This is a genomic window from Helcococcus sueciensis DSM 17243 (assembly GCF_000423145.1).
Lineage (GTDB): Bacteria > Bacillota > Clostridia > Tissierellales > Peptoniphilaceae > Helcococcus > Helcococcus sueciensis.
Genome location: NZ_AUHK01000004.1, coordinates 64029 through 89582 on the forward strand (window position 1 = coordinate 64029; position 25554 = coordinate 89582).

General features: G+C 28.2%; 25 protein-coding genes. 5 read left to right on the forward strand and 20 right to left on the reverse strand.

Annotated features, from left to right (window positions below; all coding sequences use genetic code 11):
- Window position 1: 1 nt before the first annotated feature.
- The 6 genes from G534_RS0102070 to G534_RS0102095 form a co-directional block, all read right to left on the reverse strand.
- Window positions 2-1123, reverse strand: a complete 1122-nt coding sequence (locus G534_RS0102070) for a PP2C family protein-serine/threonine phosphatase (protein WP_027347636.1) — start codon at window positions 1121-1123, stop codon at window positions 2-4.
- Between the two features lie 8 nt (window positions 1124-1131).
- Window positions 1132-2265 (reverse strand): THUMP domain-containing class I SAM-dependent RNA methyltransferase, encoded by a 1134-nt coding sequence (locus G534_RS0102075; RefSeq protein WP_027347637.1) that lies wholly within the window; start codon window positions 2263-2265, stop codon window positions 1132-1134.
- A 90-nt stretch (window positions 2266-2355) separates the two neighbouring features.
- Window positions 2356-3000 carry a 50S ribosomal protein L25 gene (locus tag G534_RS0102080; protein ID WP_027347638.1) on the reverse strand — a complete coding sequence of 215 codons (645 nt, stop codon included), beginning with the start codon at window positions 2998-3000 and terminating at the stop codon, window positions 2356-2358.
- Between the two features lie 73 nt (window positions 3001-3073).
- A complete protein-coding gene (locus tag G534_RS0102085; protein ID WP_027347639.1) occupies window positions 3074-4234 on the reverse strand; it encodes a DUF1002 domain-containing protein in 1161 nt (386 codons plus the stop codon).
- 9 nt (window positions 4235-4243) lie between these two features.
- Window positions 4244-5341: a PIN/TRAM domain-containing protein gene (locus tag G534_RS0102090; protein ID WP_027347640.1), complete on the reverse strand. Its 1098-nt coding sequence runs from the start codon at window positions 5339-5341 to the stop codon at window positions 4244-4246.
- A 9-nt stretch (window positions 5342-5350) separates the two neighbouring features.
- Complete coding sequence (locus G534_RS0102095) at window positions 5351-5830, reverse strand: CarD family transcriptional regulator (RefSeq protein ID WP_027347641.1); 480 nt, start codon at window positions 5828-5830, stop codon at window positions 5351-5353.
- 318 nt (window positions 5831-6148) lie between these two features.
- On the opposite strand from G534_RS0102095, the gene thiT reads away from it, so the two are divergent.
- The gene (gene thiT, locus G534_RS0102100) at window positions 6149-6697 is read left to right on the forward strand and encodes an energy-coupled thiamine transporter ThiT (protein WP_027347642.1); all 549 of its coding nucleotides are present in this window, start codon (window positions 6149-6151) and stop codon (window positions 6695-6697) included.
- 137 nt (window positions 6698-6834) lie between these two features.
- Here the strand turns inward: thiT and G534_RS0102105 are convergent, their stop codons facing one another.
- The 14 genes from G534_RS0102105 to G534_RS0102170 form a co-directional block, all read right to left on the reverse strand.
- Window positions 6835-7590: a peptidylprolyl isomerase gene (locus G534_RS0102105; RefSeq protein ID WP_084509995.1), complete on the reverse strand. Its 756-nt coding sequence runs from the start codon at window positions 7588-7590 to the stop codon at window positions 6835-6837.
- 47 nt (window positions 7591-7637) lie between these two features.
- Entirely contained in the window at window positions 7638-8561 is a 924-nt protein-coding gene (locus G534_RS0102110) for a hypothetical protein (RefSeq protein ID WP_027347644.1), read from the reverse strand.
- An 8-nt stretch (window positions 8562-8569) separates the two neighbouring features.
- Window positions 8570-9271, reverse strand: coding sequence for an ABC transporter ATP-binding protein (locus G534_RS0102115; protein ID WP_034595862.1), 702 nt, complete (start codon window positions 9269-9271; stop codon window positions 8570-8572).
- The gene (locus G534_RS0102120; protein WP_027347646.1) at window positions 9268-9618 is read right to left on the reverse strand and encodes a GntR family transcriptional regulator; all 351 of its coding nucleotides are present in this window, start codon (window positions 9616-9618) and stop codon (window positions 9268-9270) included. The genes G534_RS0102115 and G534_RS0102120 overlap by 4 nt, the downstream gene beginning before the upstream one ends.
- A 172-nt stretch (window positions 9619-9790) precedes the next feature.
- On the reverse strand, window positions 9791-10126 hold the full coding sequence (locus G534_RS0102125; RefSeq protein ID WP_027347647.1) for a hypothetical protein: 336 nt from the start codon (window positions 10124-10126) through the stop codon (window positions 9791-9793).
- Between the two features lie 9 nt (window positions 10127-10135).
- Window positions 10136-10627, reverse strand: coding sequence for a helix-turn-helix domain-containing protein (locus G534_RS08490; protein WP_027347648.1), 492 nt, complete (start codon window positions 10625-10627; stop codon window positions 10136-10138).
- A 289-nt stretch (window positions 10628-10916) separates the two neighbouring features.
- Window positions 10917-11933 (reverse strand): Eco57I restriction-modification methylase domain-containing protein, encoded by a 1017-nt coding sequence (locus G534_RS0102135; protein ID WP_027347649.1) that lies wholly within the window; start codon window positions 11931-11933, stop codon window positions 10917-10919.
- Window positions 11930-15193 carry a DEAD/DEAH box helicase gene (locus tag G534_RS0102140; protein WP_027347650.1) on the reverse strand — a complete coding sequence of 1088 codons (3264 nt, stop codon included), beginning with the start codon at window positions 15191-15193 and terminating at the stop codon, window positions 11930-11932. Before G534_RS0102140 ends, G534_RS0102135 begins: the two co-directional genes overlap by 4 nt.
- Complete coding sequence (locus tag G534_RS0102145) at window positions 15183-16112, reverse strand: hypothetical protein (RefSeq protein WP_051177385.1); 930 nt, start codon at window positions 16110-16112, stop codon at window positions 15183-15185. Before G534_RS0102145 ends, G534_RS0102140 begins: the two co-directional genes overlap by 11 nt.
- A gap of 203 nt (window positions 16113-16315) precedes the next feature.
- The gene (locus G534_RS0102150; protein ID WP_027347652.1) at window positions 16316-16735 is read right to left on the reverse strand and encodes a hypothetical protein; all 420 of its coding nucleotides are present in this window, start codon (window positions 16733-16735) and stop codon (window positions 16316-16318) included.
- A gap of 80 nt (window positions 16736-16815) precedes the next feature.
- A complete protein-coding gene (gene radA / locus G534_RS0102155; protein WP_027347653.1) occupies window positions 16816-18180 on the reverse strand; it encodes a DNA repair protein RadA in 1365 nt (454 codons plus the stop codon).
- A 1-nt stretch (window position 18181) separates the two neighbouring features.
- Window positions 18182-20569, reverse strand: coding sequence for an ATP-dependent Clp protease ATP-binding subunit (locus G534_RS0102160; RefSeq protein ID WP_051177386.1), 2388 nt, complete (start codon window positions 20567-20569; stop codon window positions 18182-18184).
- A gap of 2 nt (window positions 20570-20571) precedes the next feature.
- Window positions 20572-21195, reverse strand: a complete 624-nt coding sequence (locus tag G534_RS0102165; RefSeq protein ID WP_027347655.1) for a hypothetical protein — start codon at window positions 21193-21195, stop codon at window positions 20572-20574.
- 9 nt (window positions 21196-21204) lie between these two features.
- Window positions 21205-21666, reverse strand: a complete 462-nt coding sequence (locus G534_RS0102170) for a CtsR family transcriptional regulator (protein ID WP_027347656.1) — start codon at window positions 21664-21666, stop codon at window positions 21205-21207.
- Window positions 21667-22038: 372 nt separating this feature from the next.
- On the opposite strand from G534_RS0102170, the gene pflB reads away from it, so the two are divergent.
- From pflB to G534_RS0102190, 4 genes are all read left to right on the forward strand, one after another.
- Window positions 22039-24183: a formate C-acetyltransferase gene (gene pflB, locus G534_RS0102175; protein WP_027347657.1), complete on the forward strand. Its 2145-nt coding sequence runs from the start codon at window positions 22039-22041 to the stop codon at window positions 24181-24183.
- Window positions 24184-24216: 33 nt separating this feature from the next.
- Window positions 24217-24456, forward strand: coding sequence for an autonomous glycyl radical cofactor GrcA3 (gene grcA3 / locus G534_RS0102180; protein ID WP_027347658.1), 240 nt, complete (start codon window positions 24217-24219; stop codon window positions 24454-24456).
- A complete protein-coding gene (gene pflA, locus G534_RS0102185; RefSeq protein ID WP_027347659.1) occupies window positions 24456-25226 on the forward strand; it encodes a pyruvate formate-lyase-activating protein in 771 nt (256 codons plus the stop codon). Before grcA3 ends, pflA begins: the two co-directional genes overlap by 1 nt.
- A gap of 77 nt (window positions 25227-25303) precedes the next feature.
- On the forward strand, window positions 25304-25554 hold a 251-nt coding region (locus G534_RS0102190), incomplete at its 3' end, for a transposase (RefSeq protein WP_027347660.1).

Here is a 25554-nt window from a genome sequence, read left to right on the forward strand (position 1 = left end):
TTTATATCTCCTTCTTTTTTATTAATAAAATAGCTATATCGTCTTTTTGCTCAAGATCTCTAAACATTTTCAAATCTTTTACTAAATCATCGACAATATGCTCCTCATTTTTATTTTTTTGAATCCATTTTATTAATTTATTTTCATCAAAGTATTGACCCTTAAAATTTTGAGTGTCTGTTAATCCGTCAGTATATAATAAAATTTTATCACCTTCGTTAAATTTAATATTTTTTTGATTATAACTTACATTTTCAAATAAATTTGATATTAATTTCCCTTTATTATGCATAATAGCAATACGTTTATCATTAAATAATATAGGCATACAATTGTGACCTGCATTTACATAACTGACCATATTCTCACTTAAATCAATCAACATGTAAACTATACTAAAATATTGATCTATATCTAAATCTAATTGTTTAAACATCTCTTTTAATTCAAGTATTGCTTCCTCAGGATTTAATTTATGATTTTCTTGTAAGATTCGCCTCATACTCTGCCTAATAAACATCGTCATTATAGATGCGGATATACCATGGCCAACGACATCGGCTATATATATACCTACCCTATTTTCATCAATTTCTACTATATCAAATAAATCGCCTGATAAATCTTCTGAAGCAATATGTGACCATTCAAATTCTAAATTTTGAAAGTTTTTCACCTTAGGTAATATACTTTTTTGGATGTTTTTCGCAAGTAAAATATCATTGTGAATTTTTCTATTTGTATTATATAGTTGCTTAGTAATGCTTCTTTCAAGTGATATATCTCTATATACCTCAATATATCCCTCAACTATACTTTCTTTATCAAATATAGGAGAAGCCTTAACAGCATATAATTTTCCAAATATTTCTACTTCTCTTTCCATAGTAACTTTAGATTTAATATCTCCACTGTAAAGTTCAAAAAACATTTCTGCTGAACGGACAACTCTTTTATCATTTTTAATCATTTCAGATACAATATTTCTCATTGATTTATTTTCAAAAAGAATTTCACCATTTCCATCTCTAATTCTGACCAAATCATCCATGGAATCTAAAAATCTAAAATTAACTCCTTCTGTTAATCTTGTAAAGTTTTCTATTCTTAATTTATTTGGCATAATAACTCCTAAATCAATAGATTCGGACCATAATATTGATAATAATCTACTTCAATTCTACCATTATATAATTTTCTTTTTCGATCACTTAAAGCATCGATATTTATTTCAAAACTTTTATCGGCTGTTACATAATAAAAAGACCATGTGGTTAATTTTTTGTGTAAAATCGATAATGTTTTATAAATATGATTTAAAGTATCTTCATCACCCATCCTCTCACCATATGGTGGGTTAGATATTATTGTACCAAAATTGTTTTTTAATCCAACTTTTGCTACATCTTTTGTAACAAATTTTATATCTTCATCTACACCAGCATTTATCGCATTTGATATAGCAATTTGAACAGCGTTATAATCTATATCAAATCCCATAATATCAAGTTTTTTATCATTGATAGCTTTATATGCTTTAACTTTTTCTTCTTTATATATATTTTTATCTATAAATTTCCAATAATTAAAATCAAAATCTCTAGAAATTCCTGGAGCAATATTTTTAGCTATTAATGCTGCTTCAATAGGAATCGTTCCAGATCCGCAAAATAAATCAACAAATGGAGTATCTCCATCCCAATTTGATAGTTGAACTAAAGCTGCTGCTAGAGTTTCTTTTATAGGAGCCTGATTTTGACTTGTTCTATAACCTCTTTTGTGCAATCCCGTTCCTGATGTATCTAATAAAACTGTTGCTTTATCACTAAAAATATTTATATGAATTTTATATTCTTCTTTTGTTTCATCAAACCATTTTTTATTATATGTTTTTTGTAATCTATCAATAATCGCTTTTTTCGTAATAGATTGATTATCAGAAATAGAATGCATTTTTGATTTCTGTGATTTGCCTTGAACTATATATTTTCCATCTTCGCTTAAATAATCTTCCCAATTAAAAGCTTTCACATTATCATAAATATCATCATAGGATAAAGCATCAAATTCTATAAGTTTAATAAATACTCTCTCAGCACTTCTAAGCCATAAATTGGCTATTACTATATCTCTTTGACTTCCCTTAAACTCTATTTTTCCATTTTGTACTATAAGATTATCAAATCCTAATTTCTCGCATTCCTTTTTAACAACTGATTCTAAGCCAAAAACTGTAGTAATAACTATATCAAATAATTTTTCCATGCTTATCCTCCATTTATAATTATAGCAAGAAATAACAAATTTTGTTTAAAATAAAACAGCTAAACTTAAAGTTTAGCTGTTAGTAAAAAATTATTCTTCAGTTTCTTCTTCTTCTTTTTCACCAATTACTTCAACATCTGCTGGATCAACTTCTTCAGCATCTTCATCTATAACTTCTTCTTGTGGTTCTTGTAACACTACAATAAGTTCTTCAGGATCTGTTAAAACTGTGATGTTTTCATCATTATTAATATCTAAATCTTTTACTAAGAATGAATCATTGTATTCCATATTTTCTACATCAAGTTCTACATGTGATGGAATATGTTTTGGTAATGTTTCAATTTCAACTTCTTCTAATTGTTGTAATAGTACTGATGGTTGTACACGAACATTATCTCTATTAAGTAATACAATTGGAACTGTAACTTTAATAGCTTCGTCCATATTTACTCCTAAAAAGTCTACATGTAAGTATAGATTTTTGTAAGGATGTTTTTGGAAATCTCTTATTAGTACATTGTGTTCTTCACCATCTACCATTAATTTAATAATTGCTGAAGTACCTGCTTCATTTACAATTTTATCTAAATCTTTTTCTACTATTTGTAAACTAATATTTTCTTTACCTCTTTGGTATAGTTCTGCAGGAACTAATTCTTTTTGTCTTAATTTTTTTGAAGCGTTTGATCCGCTTGCTTCTCTAATCTGTGCACTTAATATATATTCGCTCATTATTCCTCCTATGATGATTGATATCAACGCCTTGATATTATATCATAAATTTTATAATATTACTAATTTTATGTTAATTGAATAAATTACTAAAGAAATTAACAATAGATTCAAATATATTGCTGAAGAAATTTGTTATTGAATTGAAAAATCCACCAGCATCGTTGCCTAATTGACTTGATATATCATCTATATAATTTTTAATATTTTCAGTATTTAAATTTTCTCTTATACCATTTAAAGCATCTTGAACTTCTTTAGAATTTAGTCCTTCTTTTGCATTATTTAAAAGTTCTTCTAAATTTTCTTTTGTTAAACTTCCTTGTAAATTATTTATAAATTCTTTTCCTGCATCTGTATCTATAAATTCTTTCACTTTTTTAAGTTCTTCTTTTGCAAGATTTGCAACATTTTCTTTTAAATAATTTAATTGATCTTTAGTCTCATTAATATTTAAATTTTCAATATTAATAAAGTTTGTAAACATAATTATTAAATTTTGAATATCATTATTATTTAATACATTTTGAAGATTATTATCTTTAATTACTGTATTTGTAACATTTTCAACTTGTTCTGCTACAACATTTCCATCTGATTCTTTAATATTGATTAGTTGTTGTTTTCCTTCAACTACCGCTTTATTTAAATCTTCTTTATTGAAGTTTTCATCGTCTTTATGTTCTTTAGCTATAACATTTATAGTTTCTATTTCTTCATTAGCAGCTTTAGTTCTTTCAGTATCAACTTCTTGACCTAATACTTCCATAAGTTTATATACACCTGTTAATGCTGATGTACCCGTAACTTGAGTAACTGATGCAACCTTAATATCTAAGCCTTTAACACCTGCTGTAATAGCAGCATTAGAATATTGTAATGAACTCACATCTGTAATCATAAGAGGAGTCATAACTTCAACCCTAACTACATCATCATTATTTTTCTTTGCAAAAATAGATGAAATCATTTGGGAATCGTTGTTGTTTTCATTAATATATTTAAGAGAATCTTCTCCCTTTATTTTAATATATCCTATGTTTTTATCTTTTATTCCTAATAAAGTTTTTGTTTCTTCTGCTTCTTCTTGAGATAAACCTGCTCCATATACATATACACCTTTGTTTATATCAAGCGATTCAGCTCTTACTAGATTAATAACTGATCCCAATGTTCCTACTAGCAATAGTACCGCTATAATCAACGCTACTACTCTAATTACATTTTTCTTCATATTTTCTCCTTAAACTATTTTAGTAAATATCATTTTACCAGCTGAAGTTTGTAAAACAGTAGTTACCATTACTTCAACTTCCTTACCAATTAAGTCTTTTCCTTCCTCTACAACAATCATAGTACCATCTTCAAGATAGGCAAGACCCTGTTTCTTTTCTTTCCCTTCTTTAATGATATTTACAAGCATTCTTTCACCTGGTATAACTACAGTTTTAACAGAATTAGCTAAGTCATTAATATTTAAAACTTTAATATTTTGAACTTTAGCTAACTTATTTAAGTTGTAGTCATTTGTAACTATTATCGCTTTAGATTCATTTGCTAATTTAAGCAATTTAATATCTACTTCTTTTAAGTCTTTATAATCTTTTTTCTCGATTACAACATTTATTATATCAGAATTTTGCAACTCTTTTACAATGTCAAGACCTCTTCTTCCTCTTTCTCTTTTCAAATCATCTGCTGAATCTGCTATTAGTTGAAGCTCTTCTAATACAAAATTCGGTATTACTATGTCTCCTTCTAAAAATCCCGTTTCAGCAATTTGTTTAATCCTTCCATCTATTAAAACAGAAGTATCTATAAGTTTTTTATTTGTCTTTGTATTGCTAGACTTAGATATTTTATCATAATTTTCTTCATTTTTATTAATTTTCATTCTTGAAAATATTGAAACAATGTCTGATTCATATTTTATTGCAAATCTAAATCCTAAAACCGCCATTATATAGTACATTAGTACAGAAACTATATTAATAATCATTTTAAATATTGGAGGCAAAGTTAATAATGATATAGGTAAACTTAATAAAAATGCAATAATAATTCCAGTAATAATTCCCAATAAACCTATAAGTGATAATTTCCTTTGTTGATCCAATATTTGTCTTTCAATATTATCAATAAGCTTCTCTATTCTATCAAAAATCGGCGGAGCAATTAAATAAAGCAATATACCAAAAATTAATATTCCAATTACATATATAGCAATTTCTATATATCCATTATTAACTTTTACAATATTACTATCTAATATTATGTCACTTACAACATAACCTAATGCAAGCCCCGCAATTGCCATTAGGATTCGTAGATATTTTTTCATTCTACCTCCTTAAAGTGTAATTGCTTCATCTATCATTTCTGACGCTTCCTCCTTAGTTATTGAACCTACTATTACTAGTTCAGACACCATAACTCTTTTCGCGTCATTTAGCATCTTCTTTTCAGATGCTGAGAGAGTTTTTTCATTATCTAAAATAGTTAAATTTCTTACTATGTCAGCTATTTCAAATATATCACCTGATTTGAGTTGTTCTAAATTCTCTCTATATCTTTTACCCCAATTTGATGACATCATTGTTTTTTCAGATTTCAAAATTTCCATAACTTTTTTACCCTCTGCTTTTGTGATAATAGGTCTTATTTTACCACTATTTATTTCGCTTTCAGGTATAGAAATCTTAATATCATTAATTGGTAATAGTAATATATAATACTTCTCTGTATTATTTAATATCTCTATCTCTTGAATATCTACAATTGTTCCAGCTCCATGTACCGCATACACTATTTTATCGCCTATATTATACATATAATCCTCCCAATATAATTATATACCAATCGGGAATTAATGCAAAATTACAAGTATATACAAAAAAGATATATATGTCAACAATTGCATATTCTATATATAGGATAAAAGTTAAATATGTAAAAATTATGATTTTTTAATATTAATTGTTATTGTTATTTATATAATTTGTATTTGTACACATTATATAGTAAGATTAAGTAGTCACTAGGGGCGCGAAAGCTGAGAAGAACCCTTGACCTGATCTATATAATGATAGCGTAGGAAAGTTGGCAAAACGCTATATTAGCGTTTTTTTTTATCTAAATAGGAGGAAAAATGAATCAAAATAAACAGTTTTTTTCTGTTCAAATGATAGCTGAAGCAGGTGTAGCAATAGCTTTATCTTATGTATTGTCATTATTTAAGATATATCAAATGCCACAAGGTGGCTCTGTATCACTATCAATGCTACCAATTATGTTTTTTGCAGTTAGATGGGGTGGCGTGCAAGGAATGATTGTTGGGGCTTTATTTGGTTTACTTAAACTTTTAATTAACCCTTATATAATCCATCCAGTACAATTAATTATGGATTACCCATTACCATATGCATTTTTAGGACTTGCTGGTATTTCATATATGAAAGATAAAAGTAAATTTGTTGGATATATTCCATTTATCATACTAGCATATGTTTTAAAATTCTTAACACATTTCTTATCAGGACTTATTTATTTCCCAGAGTACGCTCCAGAAGGAATGACACCAGCTTATTACTCATTCTTATATAATCTTCAATACAGCTTACCTGAATTGATAATAAGTATTATAGTAATAGCATTATTATGGAGTCCTTTGAGAACTTTATTAAAAAAACAAAAATAGTTATTTAAAATATAGATCAAAATAATATGGGATATGAAGTTTTCATATTCTACCAATACCAGAGTTAGTTCACTTTCTCTGGTATTTTTTATAAAAAAAATATTCTAGTCATAGAATACAACTAGAATATCTTTTAATTAATCTTCAATTTCAATTTTCTCGATAATCACATCATTTAGAGGCTTATCTTGAGCATCTTTTTTAACTTTTGAAATCTTTTCAGCTATATCCATTCCAGATACAACTTGTCCAAATACAGTATGTTTTCCATCTAAATGATATGCTCCACCTTTTTCTTTATATGCATTTACTATATCTTCAGGATATCCGCCTTCTGCTCCTATTTCATTCATTTGAGAAATTATATCATCTGAAACATTATTTTTTGCTGTAACTATAAAGAATTGTGAACCATTTGTTGAAGGACCTGCATTTGCCATTGATAAAGCACCATTAAAATGTCTATAATTCATGTCAAATTCATCTTCAAATGGTTTTCCCCAAATAGATTCTCCACCTGTTCCAGTACCTAATGGATCACCACCTTGTATCATAAATCCTTCGATTACTCTATGGAATGTAACACCTTCATAGTAACCTTCTTTTGCTTTTGTAACGAAGTTTTCAACAGCTTTTGGTGCAACATTTGGAAATAGAATAATTTCCATTTCTCCCATATTTGTAGTCATTTTTGCTTTAATATTTCCTTCTCTAAATCCTTCGATTTGGTTTAAACCCATTTTATCTCCTTGTGTTTCCTTAGTTTCTTCTTTTGTTTGTTGTTTATTTTCTTCATTTGTTTCCACTTTAGTTTCTTCTACAGAATCTAAGTTCTTGTTTGAACAAGATACTAAAGAAAATATAACAATTAATAATAATATAACTTTTTTCATATATACCTCACTTAAAATATATACTCTTTATATTATAATGTATGGATTTAAATTTCAATTTTTTTACTAAATATATATGATGTATAGAAATATAAGCCTATTGAAACAGCTATATCTAGAACAATACCTATAATAGAATACATATACATACTATTGGAATTTCCTGTAAAATCTATTTCTCCAGAATTACCTTCAAGAACCATTTCATTGAATGCTCCACCATCTAATCCAAGGAAATATTGAATTAATCCCCAAACAAAGAAGAATACAATGGCATATAGTATCCACATTGAAGTATTTCTTTTAACCTTTGAGAATTTCCAATCTGTTACTACAGCTGCATATATAACAGAAATAGAAAATAGAGAAGATACTATCGCTTTGAAAATATTTAGTAATATCATTTTAAAATCAACTGTATAATATAACATATATCTAATAGATTCCAAAGAAGTTAATTCTCTAATACCTCGAACAATTTCTGTCCAACTGGTTCCTTTCATTAAACTTGATATAATAACAAGTAAGCAGAATAAAGCTACATTATAAACAAAAAGCAATAAAGGCATCAGTAAACTATAATATATCCCGATTATATATTTTGAACCAATTATTTTTTTGCCACTTAATGGTAATGAAAATACTATATATGATTGACCTTCATAGATATCTTTCTTAAGAATATTTGCTAATTTTATAAAATATATTATCGATACGACAAAAATTAAAATTGCAAATAATATAGATACTAAAAAAATTATTGGCGCTAAAAATGTATTAGCATCATTAGGATTTATACTATTTTCAACATACACATTATTTTCAAAAACCATACTTTTTTCAAAAAATATTCCAATTAAACCAAATACAATACCTATTTGTAAAACGGTTGATGCAACTATTAAAATTAATAATAATTTATTAAAATCTTTCTTGTTATTTCTATATTCATAACTTAATAGTTTTTTCATTATTCCTCCTAATAAACGCTATTCATATAAATATCTTTGTAAATATCAGATATTTGTTTGCCTTTTTCACGTCTTAAATCATCAGCATTTCCTTGCAATATAATTTTTCCTTTATCTATAAATACCACATCATCGAATACATTTTCCATTTCATCTATTAAATGAGTTGTAATAATTAGAAGTTTTCCATATGTGATATTAGTAAGTATCGCTTGGAGAATTTTTTCTCTTGCTACTAAATCTACACCTGCTATTGGCTCATCAATTACAAAAACCTCTGCATCTCTTGATAATATAAGAGTTAAATGTAGTTTTTCTGACATCCCTTTAGATAAATCCCCTACTCTTTGCTCTTCATTTAATTGCATAAAATCAAGTATTTTATAAAACTTTTGTTCATTAAAATCCTCAAAAAACTTTTGCCATAATTTCTTAGTTTCAAGTATCGTATAATCATTAGGAATAAAAGGTTTATCAGGTAAATAAGATACCTTTGCTTTTGTATTTGGACCGACTTCTTCTCCAAATATTTCTACACTTCCTCTTGACGGTTTTAAATATCCTTGTATTAATTTAAGTAATGTAGTTTTTCCTGATCCATTTGGACCTAGAATTCCTACGACTTTACCAGTTTCTAAACTTAAATTAATATTATCAAGAGCTAATGTTCCATTATTATATATTTTAGAAATTTCATTGAATCTAATCATAATTTCTCCTTTACTTTTTCGATTATTTCGCTCTTACTAAATCCAAATGATGACATCTTTTCTATAAATACATCTACCTCATCATTCAAGTATTTTTTCTTTAATTTATTTATAAGTTCTTCATCTTCATTTACAAAAAATCCTATTCCTCTTTTGCTGTGGATATAATCTTCCCTTTCAAGTTCTGAAAAAGCCTTTTGAACCGTATTTGGATTAACTAGCATTTCTTCAGCATACTCTCTGATTGATGGAAGTTTAAAACCCGTAGAATAAGTTCCGTTTACAATTTTCACTTTTATATCATCTATAATTTGTTGATATATAGGTTGTTCTTTATTAAAACGCATACCTCCTCCTGTCTTGCTGTCCTAGTTATATAATACACCAGTATCCCTATGCTGTCAATACTTTTAAAAAAAATAATTTTGAAGTATATCATTTTATTTATATTTAAAATTTTTATAATAAAAAAAAGCTTAAAACACTTGGTTTTAAACTATTTTTGTTGATATATTAAATTTAAAGTGTAATTAAAACTTCAGTATCTTCGTCTAATATTTCTACTAATACGAATTTTTTATGCTTTTTCTTAAGTCTCTTGAATGCTTTTCCTATATTTGTAGCTGTTTCTTTACTTATTTTTACTTGATTGATATTTTTATTTTTTTCAATCATTTCTTCAATATCTTCATTATATTCAATTTCATTTTCATTTTCTTTTAGACTATTGATACCACTTAATCCTTTTTTCGTAAAATATAAATACATTCTCCATAGAGTAGGACTAGTCAAAAATGTCGATGGAATCCTCAAGTTTATTCTTGTTTTACCATTTTCTTTTATATATATTCTCATAATCCCTCTCTATTCTACATAGACTTCAACCAAAGTCCCTTCGTCTTCTATTTCAACTAGTTTTCCTATTACTCCTTTTTCTGCTAATTCAATTAATTTATTGAAATCAATACCTTTTATTGTATTTGAAACAGATTCATTATCTACTGATACTAATGAATCTAAATCTTTTACAATAGTAAGTAAAACTAGTGGTAAGTTTACATTTACTTTTGTTTCACCATCTAATATTTTAACCTTAAATATCATATCTTCAATATTTTTTTTCTCGTCAACTTTCAATACAGTCTCTGATTCTTTTTTTCCATTTATTAGATAATCAATAGTAACTCCTAATATTTCTGACAAGGAACTTAACATAGTTATATCAGGTGACGCTTGATCATTTTCCCATTTGGATACGGCCTGAGCTGATACATATAATTTATCTGCTAATTCACTTTGTGTAAAACCTTTTTGTTTTCTTGCCTGTTGTATTCTCATACCAATTGTTTCTTTCATATTTGCCTCCTTGATTTAACTATATTCTATTATCAGAGTTATTTTCTGTATATGGTTTATTAGTTGAATTATAGGTTTTTTTAAGAAAATAATCAACCTTAAGTTGAAAATTCACTCTACTATTGGTTGAGTTTGTTATTTTAAATACTATTTATTTTTTCATCCTATATTTTGCACTATATTTTGACGTGAAAAAAATGACCCTAAAAAGTTGTTTTACCAACTTTTAGGATCAGTTTTTTCTATAGTTATTAAATACTACTTTTTTAGAATAGGTTTTAATTGAATTCTATTCCATTGCCTTTACTTTTTCTTCTATGAAGTTAATTTCTTTATCAGATAAATTATATTTCTTGTATAATTGCTGGTCAATTTCTGGTATTGATTTAGACCAGTCGATGTCTGACTTGTTGGTGAAGTCTTGTAGTGGGACATAAGACCAAGTTCTTGCTAAATTATCTTGTGTTATTTTTAAAACCCCCAACATTAAACGAGCAAATTTTGTTTTAATATATTTTAAAAGATTATTTGCTTCTATCTGATTATTAAAAGCTCCAAAAGAAATAAAAGTAAATGTGAATCCAAGACCTGGTTCAGCTACTATTGGGCTACTTAAAACTTCTCCAAGTACTCCAGATCCATTTGATTTTGGAACTAGCACTTTATATTTATCAATATTGTCGTGTTCTTCTAAATATTTCCTATTAACCCATCGATAAGTACGTTTATTATTAATTAAGCCGTAAATTTTTACATCATTATTTTCTCTTTTTCCTTCAGTAAATATATCTAACTGAGTAAAAATAGGAGTAGTTAAACGTCGTTCTTTACCATTACTTCCTACAATACTCTTATAGCTAGGAAAGTCTTCATATAATGCGTCTAAATTAAATCTATTTTGTAAAATAATTAAATCTTTAATAGATTTAAACTCTTTAACATCAGTTACCTTTTTAATTATGTCATTCAATTCATTATAAACTGTAAAAATTCCAATTGGTCCTAATTTCTTTTCTTTGTCACGATATAGGACAGCCACCCCACCTTTTATATCTGTTAGCGGAAAAACTTTACTTGATTTTTGTTCATAGTAAACTACCTTTAGATTTTCATCATCTAACATTTTTTTGTTCCAATTTTTTGGAGTTTTTCCTGCATTAAATAGAAACCTAGCTGGTGATATTAGTAATACTTTATTAGAAATCTCAAATCCTAAATCATAAAAATAATGGTATATAGGATTATCGCTTGTATCTCTAGTTAATTCTTGATAAGGTGGGTTCCCCACAATTACGTCAAATTTCATTTTCCACCTCCAAATAGTTGGTCTAGTTTTTCTTCTAAAGTCATATCCATATCTCCCTTTGCATAAGGTTCTGTGTCCAATAAAACAAAATGAGAATCGTCTATATTTTTAGCTCTTTCATCAAAACCAAATATAAAATTTTTTGCTATTCTATAGATTATCTCTGTAGGAGCAAATCCATATACTTGATTTTCTAATATATGTTTTATTCTCATATCTGAATCAGGTATTTCCTTCTCGAGTCCCTTGTAAAGTCTTTTTACCATTTCTGTTAAATAAAGGCCTGATTTAACATAAAGGTCTGCAAAAGTTTTTGAACTGTTGGTAAATATTCCTGGATTTTCTTTTTCTAAGGAATCCAGCATCATATTTACAACTTTTCTTGGAGTATATATCTGATTAGTCTTTTGAGCCGGTATATAGTCAAATATATCTTCATCATGACTGTCATCAAAATAGTTAGACAATTCTTCTTTTTTCTTTAAAAACTCTTGAACTGATTCATCAAATACTATTTCATTAAAGAAATTATATTTGTCCCTTAAAATCCTAAATTGATCTAAAGTAATACTTGTAACATCCTCAAATACTTTATCATCTATTAATTCATCAAAATTATTCAATCTAGTATTTTTTGTACCATAAGCCATTAAAAACGAAGGTATAGTCCTTGCAAATCCACGGAGTCTATCTCTAGTTTTATCTTCTTCACTAGTTTTGATTTTATTTTCAGCGACCTTATGGACTTCCTCAATACTATCTACTGCTATTTTCTCATGCTTTTCATCTATAGTTTTAGTAATTTCTTCTTTATAGGCATTTTTGATTTCTACTAGCTTTTGACTGCGTCTTTCTTCTATTTCTATTTTTTCTTCATCTGTCTCAGCGTTTTCAATTTCTTTTTTATAATCAAGATTGAGATTATTAAGTGACATGTCTTTCTCATATTCAACTTTTCTTAACTCATTTTTTAATTCTTCAACCTTTTGCTTAAGTATTCTATCACTTTGATTAACTTTCACACCTTTTTCTTTAGCTATTTCATTTAATCCTGGTTTTAGTTTCTGTTTAAAAGAATTGACAATATAGTCTATTTCATTGTTTTCCTCAAAAGAATTATCTATATTTTCAGTAATTTCTTCATATAACTTAGAACCAAACTTTGTATTAAAATCATTGATTACAATTCCCTCATCTACTAAAACATCGCCTTCTTCATCTACTTCAATTGAATTATAGTTAATATTTGCACTAGATACACTCTTACCATCTTTATATGCAGGAAGATTATCAAGTATTTCTAGAAGCTCTGGCTCTGAAGAAAATATTCCAGCTATATTTTGAAATAGTAAATTGGACATAAATCCTCTTTTTACCACTTCTTTTGAAACAATATGTTTTGGTATAGTCATTACTTGCTTAGCGTCAAGGTCTACCATTTTCCCTTCATCATCTTCTGCAATTACCGGGAAAAAGTTGAGTAGTTTTCTAATATTTTCTTCATGCTCTTCTGTAGTACCTCTGCCTTGAGCTGTAGCCTTATTTAGATTGTTTGCAAAATCATAATAAAGCATAAGCGTTCTTTCAGGTGCAAAATCAAATATATAGGCATTTTCTTTTTTTATAAGTTTCCCATTTTCTATGTATTCCCATGGATTTTGGGACCTAAATGCGGCCTGCATATATAAACTTGCTGATTTAATATTTGATAAGATTAATACACCTGTCCATTCTGGTATAGTAACACCTGTTGTTAACTGACCAACTGAAAGAGTAATTGTTTTTTCATTATTAGCAATTGCTTTTTTAACTTTTTCAAGTGAAGATTCATTTGCTGTTACATCATCCATCTCAGCTTCAAGTGATTTACCATCTCCAGCTGCTATTACTATTTCATAATTTTCGAATACTGGATGGTTTCTTAAAAGTTTTTCTAGAGCCTTCACTGAATCAACTCTGTCTAAAATCCAAAGAGTATGCTTCAATTCATTTCTTAATTCTCTGGTTGAAAATGGATATTTTTCATTTTTTGATAAGGTGTCTAACCATTTATTTACATCTTTTTCATATGTAAATTTTCCATTATCAGTTTTGAAAAATTCATTTAAATCAAAAGCATAATCTATGTTTTCCCCATCAATATCAGCCTTATCCTCTACCTTATCAGTAATCATTGATGACATTTGATATGAAAATAAATTTAATTTTGGTAATGAAGCATATGGATTATGTGCTAATTCACTATCCCATTCTTCTTTTCTCTCTTGTTCATCTGCATAAGTCCAATTATATATTTGTTCTTCGCTAAATACACCCCTTGCTATAGCATTGAAGGGTGTTCCTGATAGATGAAGGGTATATTTTCTATTGATTTTACTAAAAGCAGCATCAGTTTTAAATGTATCAACTCCTTCATGAGCTTCATCAATTACTAAAATATCCCAGTTTGTATCCCTTATCCACTTATGTTTATCATAAGGTCTATTACTGAAATATCTTGATCCCTTTAAATCCTGAAGTGATAAAAATACTATTCTTCTAGGATCATTTTTTAATTTTTCATCAGTAAATAAAAGTTCATTAAATTGATCATAACTAATAGCTGGTCTGTCTTTTAAAGATTCACTTGTTGATATAAATTTATAATTTGTATTCCACGATATAAATTTTTCATAGTCATCAAACCAGGAATTTGCAATTGCTGGTCTATTTGTAACTATAAGTACATTTCTAAAGTTCATTGATTTTATCAAGTCATATGTAGTAAGTGTCTTTCCAAATCTTGGCTTTGCATTCCATAAAAATTCACTATTTTCGTGGTTTTCAAAATAACTTTTTGTAATATCAACAGCTTCTTGTTGCTCTTTTCTTAAAATATAGCTTAACTCTTCTTTTGATTGATTTAAATCATTGTGTATAAAAGAGTTGTAGTCATCTAAAGCCTCTTCTTGGTTTCCGTTGTAATAGAAAAACTCTAAATTATCTTTTCTTTTTCTATGTTTAAATCTAACCAAATAATCATGTAATTGATGGTCTTTAAAATATTCATCTTTATCAAAATACTTAGCAGGTTCTTCCCATAGTTTTATATATTTAATACCAGCTGTTGTGGTTTGTTGTTTTATTCTAATATCAGCATTTTCTTGTTCAGTATATCCAATTTTAACCCAGCCTTGATTTGAAATCACATCAGGAGTTATATATGCATAAATCTTAGGATTTAATTCTTTCGTTGTCCTAATTCTATCTCTAATTTCCATGATTCAATCCTTTATCAAAAAATTCCATTTTTTCTTTATCCCAGTTCATTATCTTAACTCTTTTACCAGGTATTATTTTAATTTTATTTTCTTCCTTATTATCATCTTCAAAAAAATCTAATTGGACTTCATTTATAATTTCTATTTTTTCGCTTAAAGGTATGATGTATTTTAAGCCATCCATTTGAAATAAATTATAAGAAATAATCGTTGCAATATCTTTAATCGACTCTTCTACTGGTTCTTCATCCCATTTATCTAGGAAATAATCAATATATGTGAATAAAAGATTTTCTCTCGCTAAAAATAAAGAGTCACCACTCCATTCAAAGCCATATGATGCCTTATAGGCTTTTTCTACATATTTTTGCCAACTTATTTTATCATCTATTTCATTATTAATTCTTTGTAATTTTCTATCTAAAAATCCAACTCTATCTTTAAGTTCAATATATTCTCCTGTTTCCATATCATATCTTGATGTAATATATGGTGCTTCTCCACATGTAATTTCGAGCCATGTCCTTGAAATATAGATGTCTATATCATCGTTAATGTAGTTTTTATCTACTTCATCATTTTGTAATTTCACAACCCAAGTAGGTGTAAATACTTCCGCCTTAATCTTAGTTCTTTCCTTTTGTTGATCTTTAGACTTCATAGATCTTGGTTTTATTAAACCTGACATTTCACCCGTAATTAATTCTGACTTTATCTCTGCCTCAGCTCCATATAACTTAGGATTAAGATATTTAAAATTATCATTTGCCCATATTATATTTTTTGTATATCTTTGATTACTTCTAGTCCTATCTATAAGTAAAATATCTAAAATTTGAGGCATTACTTGATAAAGGTATTCTTCATCAATATCTGTATTATATTCAATTTTTCTTAAGCTAAATAATTTTTCTTTCACGTATACTCCTATGTTTGAAAAGGAAATCTTATTTTGATTATATCATAAAAAAACGATTAAGATTTCCTCTTAATCGCTTTGTTTCAAATTATTATATATTTCATTTATCAAGAAAAAACATCCTTAATAATTTCATTTAAATTATTAAATTGTTTAACATTTAAGTTCTTCATTTTACTTAAATTTATATTCATATAAACTCATTATTTTATATCTTCAAAAAGATAATAACATTTATCTATATCATTATATGTTATCCCTAATGTATCTCCATCTAAATTTTCTATTATTCCAATATATTCTAGATTATCTTTATCTATATTTAATTTAGATTTTTCTATTAATTCATTTATAAAATCTGGAAATGTTTTTCTTTTTTTTATATTTTTATTAATTGTTTTCTCTAAATTTTCACCTTTAGTATCTAATTTAATTATTCTATATCCATCTGCCGTGAATCCTAAATCTGAATATATTTCTTTTACAGTCCATTCCTTAGGTAATTTTATATCCCATCTATCTTGAAAATTATTTTTATCACTATATTTAATATTACCTGCAATATATAATATTAATGATATTAATAAAATTACTAAAATTATTAAAATACTTTTTTTCTTCATATTCTTACCCTTTACATATTAGTACTCTAAAAAAATATACAATACTTTCAAGATAAATATATACTAAATATTATCCTTTATCATATACTTCTAATAACTTCATTAATATCTTCACATTGTATTATTTGAAGATTTTTTATTTTTGATTTGTCTATATTCGTCTTAGCTATATAAGCTGTTTTAAATCCTAGTCTGTCTAGCTCTATTAATCTCTTTTCAATATCCGGAACCCTTTTAAGTTCTCCTGTCAATCCGACTTCTGCAATAAATACAGTTAAACTATCGATTGGTTTTTTCTTAATTGATGAGACTATTGACATCATGATGGCTAAATTTACAGATTGTTCTGATAATTTAAGTCCACCTGTTGTTTTAAGTATTACATTTTTATCGTATAGACTGAAATTTGCTCTCTGTTCAAGTATTGAAATTAAAGTATTTAACTGATCTTTTCTTAAACTATCTCCTATACGTATTGGATATGGAGTAAATGAGTGCGATACTAATGATTCAACTTCTACTACAAGTATTCTTGAACCCTCTTTAATAACTGAAATAGCTGAACCTTCTGCTGGTTTTGATCTTTGAGTTACAAAGTATTCTGAAGGATTTTTTACTTCTTTAAGACCTTCTTCTACCATATCAAATAAACCGATTTCTCCAGTATAGCCAAATCTATTTTTAGTTGATCTTAGAACTCTTAATTGGGAATCTTGTTCGTATTCTAATACTAATACTGTATCTACCAAATGTTCTAAGGTCATTAATCCAGCCATCTCGCCAGCTTTTGTCATATGTCCAACCATTATTGCTGCACGTGGTTTTTCACCATATTTGCATTTTTCAACGAGAGCATTTGCACATTCTATGGTTTGGGTTGGAGTTCCTGGTCTTTGAGAATATTCTGATAATGCAACTGTTTGAATTGAGTCTAGTAATACCAAATCAGGGTCTAGATTATCTATCTCTTTTAATGCCGTATCCATACTATTTGTAGATATTATGTAAATTTCATCTGGAATATCTGGCATGATTCTATTTGCTCTATTTTTAATCTGAGATTCTGATTCTTCACCTGAAATATATAAAACTCTTTTTCCAGATTTTGCTAAATTATAAGAAATTTCAAGTAATAATGTTGATTTCCCTGCACCTGGTCTAGCGGTAAGTATAGAAACTGAATCTTTTACTATTCCACCACCAATAGTTCTATCAAACTCTTCGATATTTGTGACTATTCTTTCGGATGAGTCGACTTTAATGCTAGATAGTTTATTTGATTTCTTAAAAATATCTTTTGATTTTGGACTTTTTGTAGATTTTTTATCTACTTCTACTACTTCTTCAACAAGGGTATTCCAAGCCCCACAGCTTGGACATTTCCCAGCCCAAGCTATTTGACTCTCACCACATTCACTACATCTATAAATTGTTTTAAGCTTCATATTAAGCCCTTTCCAATTCATTTAAGGAAATCTTATCTCCCCTTATTATTATGGAAATTTTCTTATCTTTTGAGATTTCTTCATCTAATATCTTTTCAGCTATTAAATCTTCTATTTCTGTCTTAATAGCTCTATCAAGTGGTCTTGCACCATAAGTTTCATCAAAACCAATTTTAGCAATCTTTTCAGCTACTTTATCAGTATATTTAGCTTCATATCCCATTTCTTCCATTCTTTCGATAAGATCTTCTAGCTTAATTTCAACAATTTTCTTAATATCTTCTTCACTTAATCTATTGAATACTATTATGTCATCAATCCTATTTAAGAATTCAGGTTTGAATAGATTCTTTAATTCTCTATTTACAACTTCTTTTGTAGCTTCATAATCACGTTTTCTACTATTTTCTTCAGATTCAAACCCTATAGTATTTTTCTTTGAAAGTTGTGATGCTCCAGCATTTGAAGTCATAATTATTATGGTATTTGTAAAGTCTACCTCTCTACCTTGTGAATCAGTCAATCTACCTTCATCAAGTATTTGAAGTAAAATATTGAATACATCTGGATGTGCTTTTTCTATTTCATCAAATAGAATAACTGAATATGGATTTGTTCTAACTTTTTCTGTTAATTGTCCACCTTCTTCATATCCAACATATCCTGGAGGTGAACCTATTAATTTTGAAACATTATGTCTTTCCATATATTCAGACATATCTATTCTTATTAGATTTTCTTCACCTTCAAATATTTCATCAGCTATTTTCTTTGCTAAATAAGTCTTTCCTACACCGGTTGGACCTACAAATATAAATGTTCCTATTGGAGAATTTGGACCTTTTAATCCGACTCTTGCTCTTTTTATAGCTTTTGATACTTTATCAATAGCTTCTTCTTGTCCAATTACTGATTCTTTAAGATTTTCATCAAGATCCCTATATCTTTCATTTTCTTCTTTTGTAAGTTTTGTAACTGGTACTTTTGCCCAATCAGAAATTATATCTCTAACTTTATCAACTGTTATTTTTTCAGTATATTCTATTTCTTCACTTTCTTCTTGATTTTTATTGAATTCTTCAAGAGAAATTTCTACTTCATTTATCCTATCTCTTATAAATGCTGCTTTTTCGTAATTTTGAGTATTTACAGCTTCTTCTTTTTGATTTTGTAAATTCTCATACTCTTCTCTTAATCTCATTAACTCTTCTGGCAATTTAAATGAATCAACTTTCAATTTTGAAGAAGCTTCATCTATCACATCTATAGCTTTATCAGGAAGGAATCTATCTACTAAATATCTATCTGATAATTTTACAGCCTCTTCAATAACTTCATCTGATATTTCAATTTTATGGAATCTTTCATAATATTTTCTAATTCCTTTTAGAATATCAATAGTTTCTTCTACACTAGGCTCATCAACTTGCACAGGTTGAAGTCTTCTTTCTAATGCGGATTCTTTTTCTATAAATTGTCTATATTCAGTAATTGTCGTTGCACCTATAATCTTTAGATCCCCTTTTGTAAGATAAGGCTTCATAATATTTGATGCATCTAAACTACCTTCTGACGAACCAGCCCCTACTATCGTATGAATTTCATCTATAAATACAATTACATCATCAAGTTCCATCACTTCTTTCAAAGTATCCGAAATTCTCTTTTCAAAATCTCCTCTATATTTTGTTCCAGCAACCATTGATGCCATATCTAGAGATATAATTCTCTTTCCTTTCATAATGTCTGGAACATCATTTAAGGCTATCTTCTTAGCTAAACCTTCTACTATTGCAGTTTTACCTACACCAGCTTCCCCTATCAATATAGGATTGTTTTTTGTTCTTCTTGTAATTATTTGTATAATTCTATTTATTTCTTTTTCTCTACCAATAACTCCATCAATTTTAGTTAAAGCCTTAAGTGTTAAATCTTCACCAAATTTATTTAAATTTGGTGTATCTTTTCCTTCAGGACCTTGTGATTTATTGTTAAGATAATAATCTAAAACAGAATATACTTGTTGAGGATCAACATTTGTAGCAACTAATGCTCTTTTAGCTTCAGAATCTGAAACTAATAATTGTATTAATAATAACTCTTCAAATGTCTCTTCTTTTCCATTCCTCTTCTTTTGAACCATCACTTCATCTAAAAGCATTCTTAATTGAGGCGTAGTACCTTCAACTCTATCACCCTTTTCAATATCCATTGATTTTAGAATATATTCTCTTATCAGTTCATAATTTGCACCAGAAGCTGCAAGCGCTCTTGATTCAAGTCCACCTGAGTTCAATAGAGCTATTAAGGCATGCTCTGTTCCTATATATTTAGATTTCAGTTGACGAGCTTCATTAGTAATACTCATCATTAAATCTCTCATAGTCATAATTAATCAACCTCTTTTTGTATTAATTTTAAATTTATAATTCTCTTGTTCATTTCTTTTATTTCATCTCTAGATGTTGCAGCAGCCATATAATCTTCATCATTTATTTGTCTTTGTAAGATTTTCTTCTTTTCTTCCAAAGTGTTTTGAATTGAAGCAATCTGTCTTTGAGCACTATCTAGTTTATTATATTCACCTAGCTTTGATTTATAGTCTTTATATGGATCAAATCCAAATCTATTACTTGTAGTTTTATTTTCTTTATTCATAAAATTTTTAAAAATATTTTTAAATTCTTCAGGATTTCCGTCAAAATTCATATTTTTAAATGTTTCAAAATCCATATGTGGATATCCAAGATTTTCACCATTTATATTAAACCCAGAAATTCCATTTCCTTCTCCAAATAATTGATTCAATGCATCTTGGTTATTTTCAAAAAATTCGTGCATTTGTTTTTGGATTTTTTCCGGATCTATATTTCCATCTTCATCGGTAATATCATCCATCATATCAACCATCTGTTCTCTATAACAATCCATACATATGCTTATTTTTTTTAATTGGCCATTAACCATTATCATAACTTCCATATCTGCGTCATTTCCACAGTTGAAACATTTCATAACTACCTCCTAGTCCCTTAATAAGGCAAGCAGAATATTTTTAAATATACTTGCTCTTACTAAATTTCTATCATTGATATCTATTGATTTTAGTGCGTGGTCATCTAAACTATGAGTGATTAAAAGAGCTTCTCTTTCTTCTATCACTCCTTCTTCAGTTAATCCTTGTAAAATATGTTTTACTTTATCTAATGTAATAGAATCTTTAATAGTTTCGTTTAGTATATTATTAATTAACTGATTTTCTGTCATTTCTAATTTTGTTATTTTAATATACCCGCTTCCACCTCTTCTACTCTCAATATAATAACCTTTATAAGGTGTAAATCTGGTTGATAAAACATAATTTATTTGAGAAGGTGCGCAATTAAACTTTTCAGCAAGTTCATTTCGACCAATTTCAATGTATTCTCTTTGCCCAATCTCTAGTTGCTCAAGCAAAAATTGTTCTATTTTTCCTGTTAACCCCATTTTAACCTTCTTTGACTTTTAATTTTAAAAAAAATATTACTTTTATAAAATTATACCATCTTTTACCTTTAAAGTAAATTTTTCTTTTTTATAGTAAATTTAACAAATATTTATTAATCTATATCAAAATTAACTAAATTGAATATTTTTCTTATATTTTAAATAAATCGTTCTTAAAATATGATAAAATATATGTATAGCGCCTATTAGAACATGGTAAATAAGCTTATTTCGAAAAAAATATTACATTTTTTTAATAAACATTGTTATTTTGTTAAATAATTAGCTTAATTTCGTCTAGTGTGATTTAAATCACACTTATATATATAATTAGGTGTTAAAATATAGACAAATACAAAATAGGAGGATGAAATGGGAATATGGGATAGTTTTAAAGGCTCTACATGGAGAAAAGAAATCAATGTAAGAGACTTTATACAAAGTAACTACACAGAATATACTGGTGACGATACTTTCTTAGCAGGTCCTACAGAAGCTACAACACAATTGTGGAGCCAAGTAATGGATCTATTCAAACAAGAAAGAGACAATGGCGGCGTGCTAGATATGGATACAAGTATTGTATCTACAATTACTTCACATGGTGCTGGATATTTAAATAAAGAATTAGAAACAATAGTAGGTTTCCAAACAGATAAACCTCTAAAAAGATCATTCCAACCATTTGGGGGAATAAGAGTAAGTGAATCTTCACTTGAATCATATGGATACGAACCAGACAAAGAATTACATAAAATATTTACAAATTATAGAAAAACACATAACCAAGGCGTGTTCGATGTATATACACCTGAAATGAGAGCTATTAGAAAATCTGGGGTTGTAACAGGTCTTCCAGATGCTTATGGTAGAGGTAGAATTATCGGTGACTATAGAAGAGTTGCTTTATATGGTGTAGATAAATTAATTGAAGATAAATTAGATCAAATAGATTCAGTATCACCTATCATGTCTGAAGAAAACATCAGACTTAGAGAAGAATTGAGAGATCAAGTTAATGCTCTTAAAGAATTAAAAGTTTTAGGTGAAATTTACGGTTATGATATTTCAGCTCCAGCTCAAAACGCTAAAGAAGCTATTCAATGGTTATACTTTGGATATTTAGCATCTATCAAACAACAAAATGGTGCTGCAATGTCACTTGGTAGAACATCAACATTCTTAGATATCTACATTAACCATGACTTAGAAGCTGGTTTAATTACTGAAGAAGAAGCACAAGAATTAATTGACCACTTTATTATGAAGTTAAGATTAGTTAAGTTTGCACGTACTCCAGAATATAATGATTTATTCTCAGGAGACCCAACATGGGTAACAGAATCATTAGCAGGTATGGGACTTGATGGAAGATCACTTGTAACAAAGACATCATTTAGATACTTACACACTCTTGCAAACTTAGGCACATCACCTGAACCAAACTTAACAGTATTATGGTCAGTTCATCTACCAGAAGAATTCAAGAAATTCTGTGCTAAAATGTCTATCGATACATCTTCAATCCAATATGAAAATGATGATATCATGAGACAAACACACGGTGATGATTACGCAATAGCTTGTTGTGTATCTTCAATGAGAATTGGTAAAGAAATGCAATTCTTTGGTGCAAGAGCTAACTTAGCTAAATGTTTATTATATGCTATCAACGGTGGTGTTGATGAAAAATTAGAAAAACAAATCGGTCCAAAATATAGACCAATTACTTCAGAATACTTAGACTATGACGAAGTTATTGATAGATTTGAAGATATGATGGACTGGTTAGCAGAAATTTACGTAAATACACTTAACGTAATTCACTACATGCATGATAAATATGCTTATGAAAGCATCCAAATGGCTTTACATGATAGAGATGTTAAAAGATATTTCGCAACAGGTATCGCTGGATTATCTGTAGTAGCAGACTCTCTTTCAGCAATTAAATATGCTAAAGTTAAAACAGTTAGAAATGAAAATGGTTTAGTTGTTGACTACGATATAGAAGGAGACTTCCCTAAATATGGTAACAACGACGACAGAGTAGATGAACTTGCTGTATATGCAGTTGAATCATTTATGAGAAAAGTAAGAAAGAATCCTACTTATAGAGGTGGTATACCAACAACTTCAATCTTAACAATTACATCAAATGTAGTTTATGGTAAGAAGACAGGTAATACACCTGATGGTAGAAGACAAGGCGAACCATTCGCTCCTGGTGCAAACCCAATGCACGGTAGAGATGAATCTGGAGCATTAGCTTCATTATCATCAGTAGCTAAAATCCCTTACAAAGATGCTCAAGACGGTATTTCAAATACATTCTCAATCGTTCCTGGAGCATTAGGAAAAGATGATAAAGTATTCGCTGGCGAAGTTGATTTAGATGCATTAGACGTTGATATCGACTTAGAATCATTAGATTTAGAAAGAGTAACTGATACTTGCATAGGTAATTCTTGTTCAATACCTACTGAAACAAGTGTTACACCTGAAGAAGATAAGTAAAATTATAAAAAAAATATATAAAAGGAGAAAACAATGGCAAATCAAAAACAAATAGATAACCTAGTTTCAATGTTAGATGGTTATGTAGAAAAAGGCGGACATCACTTAAACGTTAATGTATTTAATAAAGAAACTTTATTAGATGCACAAAAACATCCAGAAAAATATCCTCAATTAACAATCAGAGTTTCTGGTTATGCTGTTAACTTCACAAAATTAACTAAAGAACAACAAGACGACGTAATCGCAAGAACATTCCACAGAGGTCTATAATGAATTTAGATACCATAGGATATATCCATTCAAAGGAAACATTTGGTACTGTCGATGGACCTGGTGTCAGATACGTACTTTTCCTTCAAGGTTGTCCTATGAGATGTCTATATTGTCATAACCCAGATACTTGGGCATCCTTTGGAGGAGAAGAATGGACTGTTAAAGAAGTCATAGACGATTATGAAAAATATCGCCCATTCTTAAAAGATGGTGGTATTACCCTTTCTGGTGGTGAAGCTACAGTTCAAATGGATTTTGTATTAGATTTATTTGAAGCTTGCCAAGAAAGAGGCATTCATACTTGTTTAGATACATGTGGAGTACTTTTCAAAGATGACGATGAAGAGACTCTTCGTAAGTATGAAAAATTAATGGAAGTTACAGATATTGTAATGCTTGACATTAAACATATAAATCCAAGACAACATAAAGTTTTAACAGGACATTCAAATGAAAATATAATAAAATTCCTAGACTTCATGGATAAACACAATATGAATATTTGGATAAGACATGTTATAGTTCCTAGAATCACCTTCAATAAAGAATTCTTATTTGAAACTGGTGAACTTTTAGGAAATTATGACAATATTACCGCAATAGATGTGCTCCCATATCACACAATGGGTGTTAATAAATATGAAGAACTTGGTTTTAAGTATCCATTAGAAGGCGTTCCTGCATTATCAAATGAAGATGCACAAGTAGCAAAAAATATTATCTTAATGGGTAGAAAGAAAACCAGAGAAAAATTAGGAAAGATATAAAATAAAAGAGGAGGTCACTTATGAACTGACCCCAAAAAGTTGGACCTAAAAATAACTTTGAGGAGGTCAGTTTTTTCATGACAAAATATAGTACAGAATTTAAGATAAAAGTTGTTAAATCATATCTAAATAACGAAGGAGGATATGAAACTTTAGCTAAAAAATATGATATAAATGGTGCATCAATAATTGAAAGATGGGTAAATTCATACAAAACTCAAGGATATGAAGGTCTAAAAATTTCTAGAAAAAATAATAATTACTCTTTCGAATTTAAGAAAAATATAGTAAAGTTGTACTTAACAGGAGAAATGTCATATCAATCACT

Excerpts from the sequence above, each read along its gene's own strand:
- G534_RS0102160 (WP_051177386.1), bottom strand. The coding sequence starts at position 20,569 with ATGACTATGAGAGATTTAATGATGAGTATTACTAATGAAGCTCGTCAA.
- G534_RS0102085 (WP_027347639.1), bottom strand. The coding sequence starts at position 4,234 with ATGAAGAAAAATGTAATTAGAGTAGTAGCGTTGATTATAGCGGTACTA.
- G534_RS0102150 (WP_027347652.1), bottom strand. The coding sequence starts at position 16,735 with ATGAAGAAAAAAAGTATTTTAATAATTTTAGTAATTTTATTAATATCA.
- G534_RS0102090 (WP_027347640.1), bottom strand. The coding sequence starts at position 5,341 with ATGAAAAAATATCTACGAATCCTAATGGCAATTGCGGGGCTTGCATTA.
- G534_RS0102135 (WP_027347649.1), bottom strand. The coding sequence starts at position 11,933 with ATGAAATTTGACGTAATTGTGGGGAACCCACCTTATCAAGAATTAACT.
- G534_RS0102105 (WP_084509995.1), bottom strand. The coding sequence starts at position 7,590 with ATGAAAAAAGTTATATTATTATTAATTGTTATATTTTCTTTAGTATCT.
- G534_RS0102170 (WP_027347656.1), bottom strand. The coding sequence starts at position 21,666 with ATGGGGTTAACAGGAAAAATAGAACAATTTTTGCTTGAGCAACTAGAG.
- pflA (WP_027347659.1), top strand. The coding sequence starts at position 24,456 with ATGAATTTAGATACCATAGGATATATCCATTCAAAGGAAACATTTGGT.
- G534_RS0102125 (WP_027347647.1), bottom strand. The coding sequence starts at position 10,126 with ATGAGAATATATATAAAAGAAAATGGTAAAACAAGAATAAACTTGAGG.
- G534_RS08490 (WP_027347648.1), bottom strand. The coding sequence starts at position 10,627 with ATGAAAGAAACAATTGGTATGAGAATACAACAGGCAAGAAAACAAAAA.
- thiT (WP_027347642.1), top strand. The coding sequence starts at position 6,149 with ATGAATCAAAATAAACAGTTTTTTTCTGTTCAAATGATAGCTGAAGCA.
- G534_RS0102140 (WP_027347650.1), bottom strand. The coding sequence starts at position 15,193 with ATGGAAATTAGAGATAGAATTAGGACAACGAAAGAATTAAATCCTAAG.
- pflB (WP_027347657.1), top strand. The coding sequence starts at position 22,039 with ATGGGAATATGGGATAGTTTTAAAGGCTCTACATGGAGAAAAGAAATC.
- G534_RS0102095 (WP_027347641.1), bottom strand. The coding sequence starts at position 5,830 with ATGTATAATATAGGCGATAAAATAGTGTATGCGGTACATGGAGCTGGA.
- G534_RS0102165 (WP_027347655.1), bottom strand. The coding sequence starts at position 21,195 with ATGAAATGTTTCAACTGTGGAAATGACGCAGATATGGAAGTTATGATA.
- G534_RS0102115 (WP_034595862.1), bottom strand. The coding sequence starts at position 9,271 with ATGATTAGATTCAATGAAATTTCTAAAATATATAATAATGGAACATTA.
- G534_RS0102080 (WP_027347638.1), bottom strand. The coding sequence starts at position 3,000 with ATGAGCGAATATATATTAAGTGCACAGATTAGAGAAGCAAGCGGATCA.
- G534_RS0102120 (WP_027347646.1), bottom strand. The coding sequence starts at position 9,618 with ATGCGTTTTAATAAAGAACAACCTATATATCAACAAATTATAGATGAT.
- radA (WP_027347653.1), bottom strand. The coding sequence starts at position 18,180 with ATGAAGCTTAAAACAATTTATAGATGTAGTGAATGTGGTGAGAGTCAA.
- G534_RS0102070 (WP_027347636.1), bottom strand. The coding sequence starts at position 1,123 with ATGCCAAATAAATTAAGAATAGAAAACTTTACAAGATTAACAGAAGGA.
- G534_RS0102075 (WP_027347637.1), bottom strand. The coding sequence starts at position 2,265 with ATGGAAAAATTATTTGATATAGTTATTACTACAGTTTTTGGCTTAGAA.
- grcA3 (WP_027347658.1), top strand. The coding sequence starts at position 24,217 with ATGGCAAATCAAAAACAAATAGATAACCTAGTTTCAATGTTAGATGGT.
- G534_RS0102110 (WP_027347644.1), bottom strand. The coding sequence starts at position 8,561 with ATGAAAAAACTATTAAGTTATGAATATAGAAATAACAAGAAAGATTTT.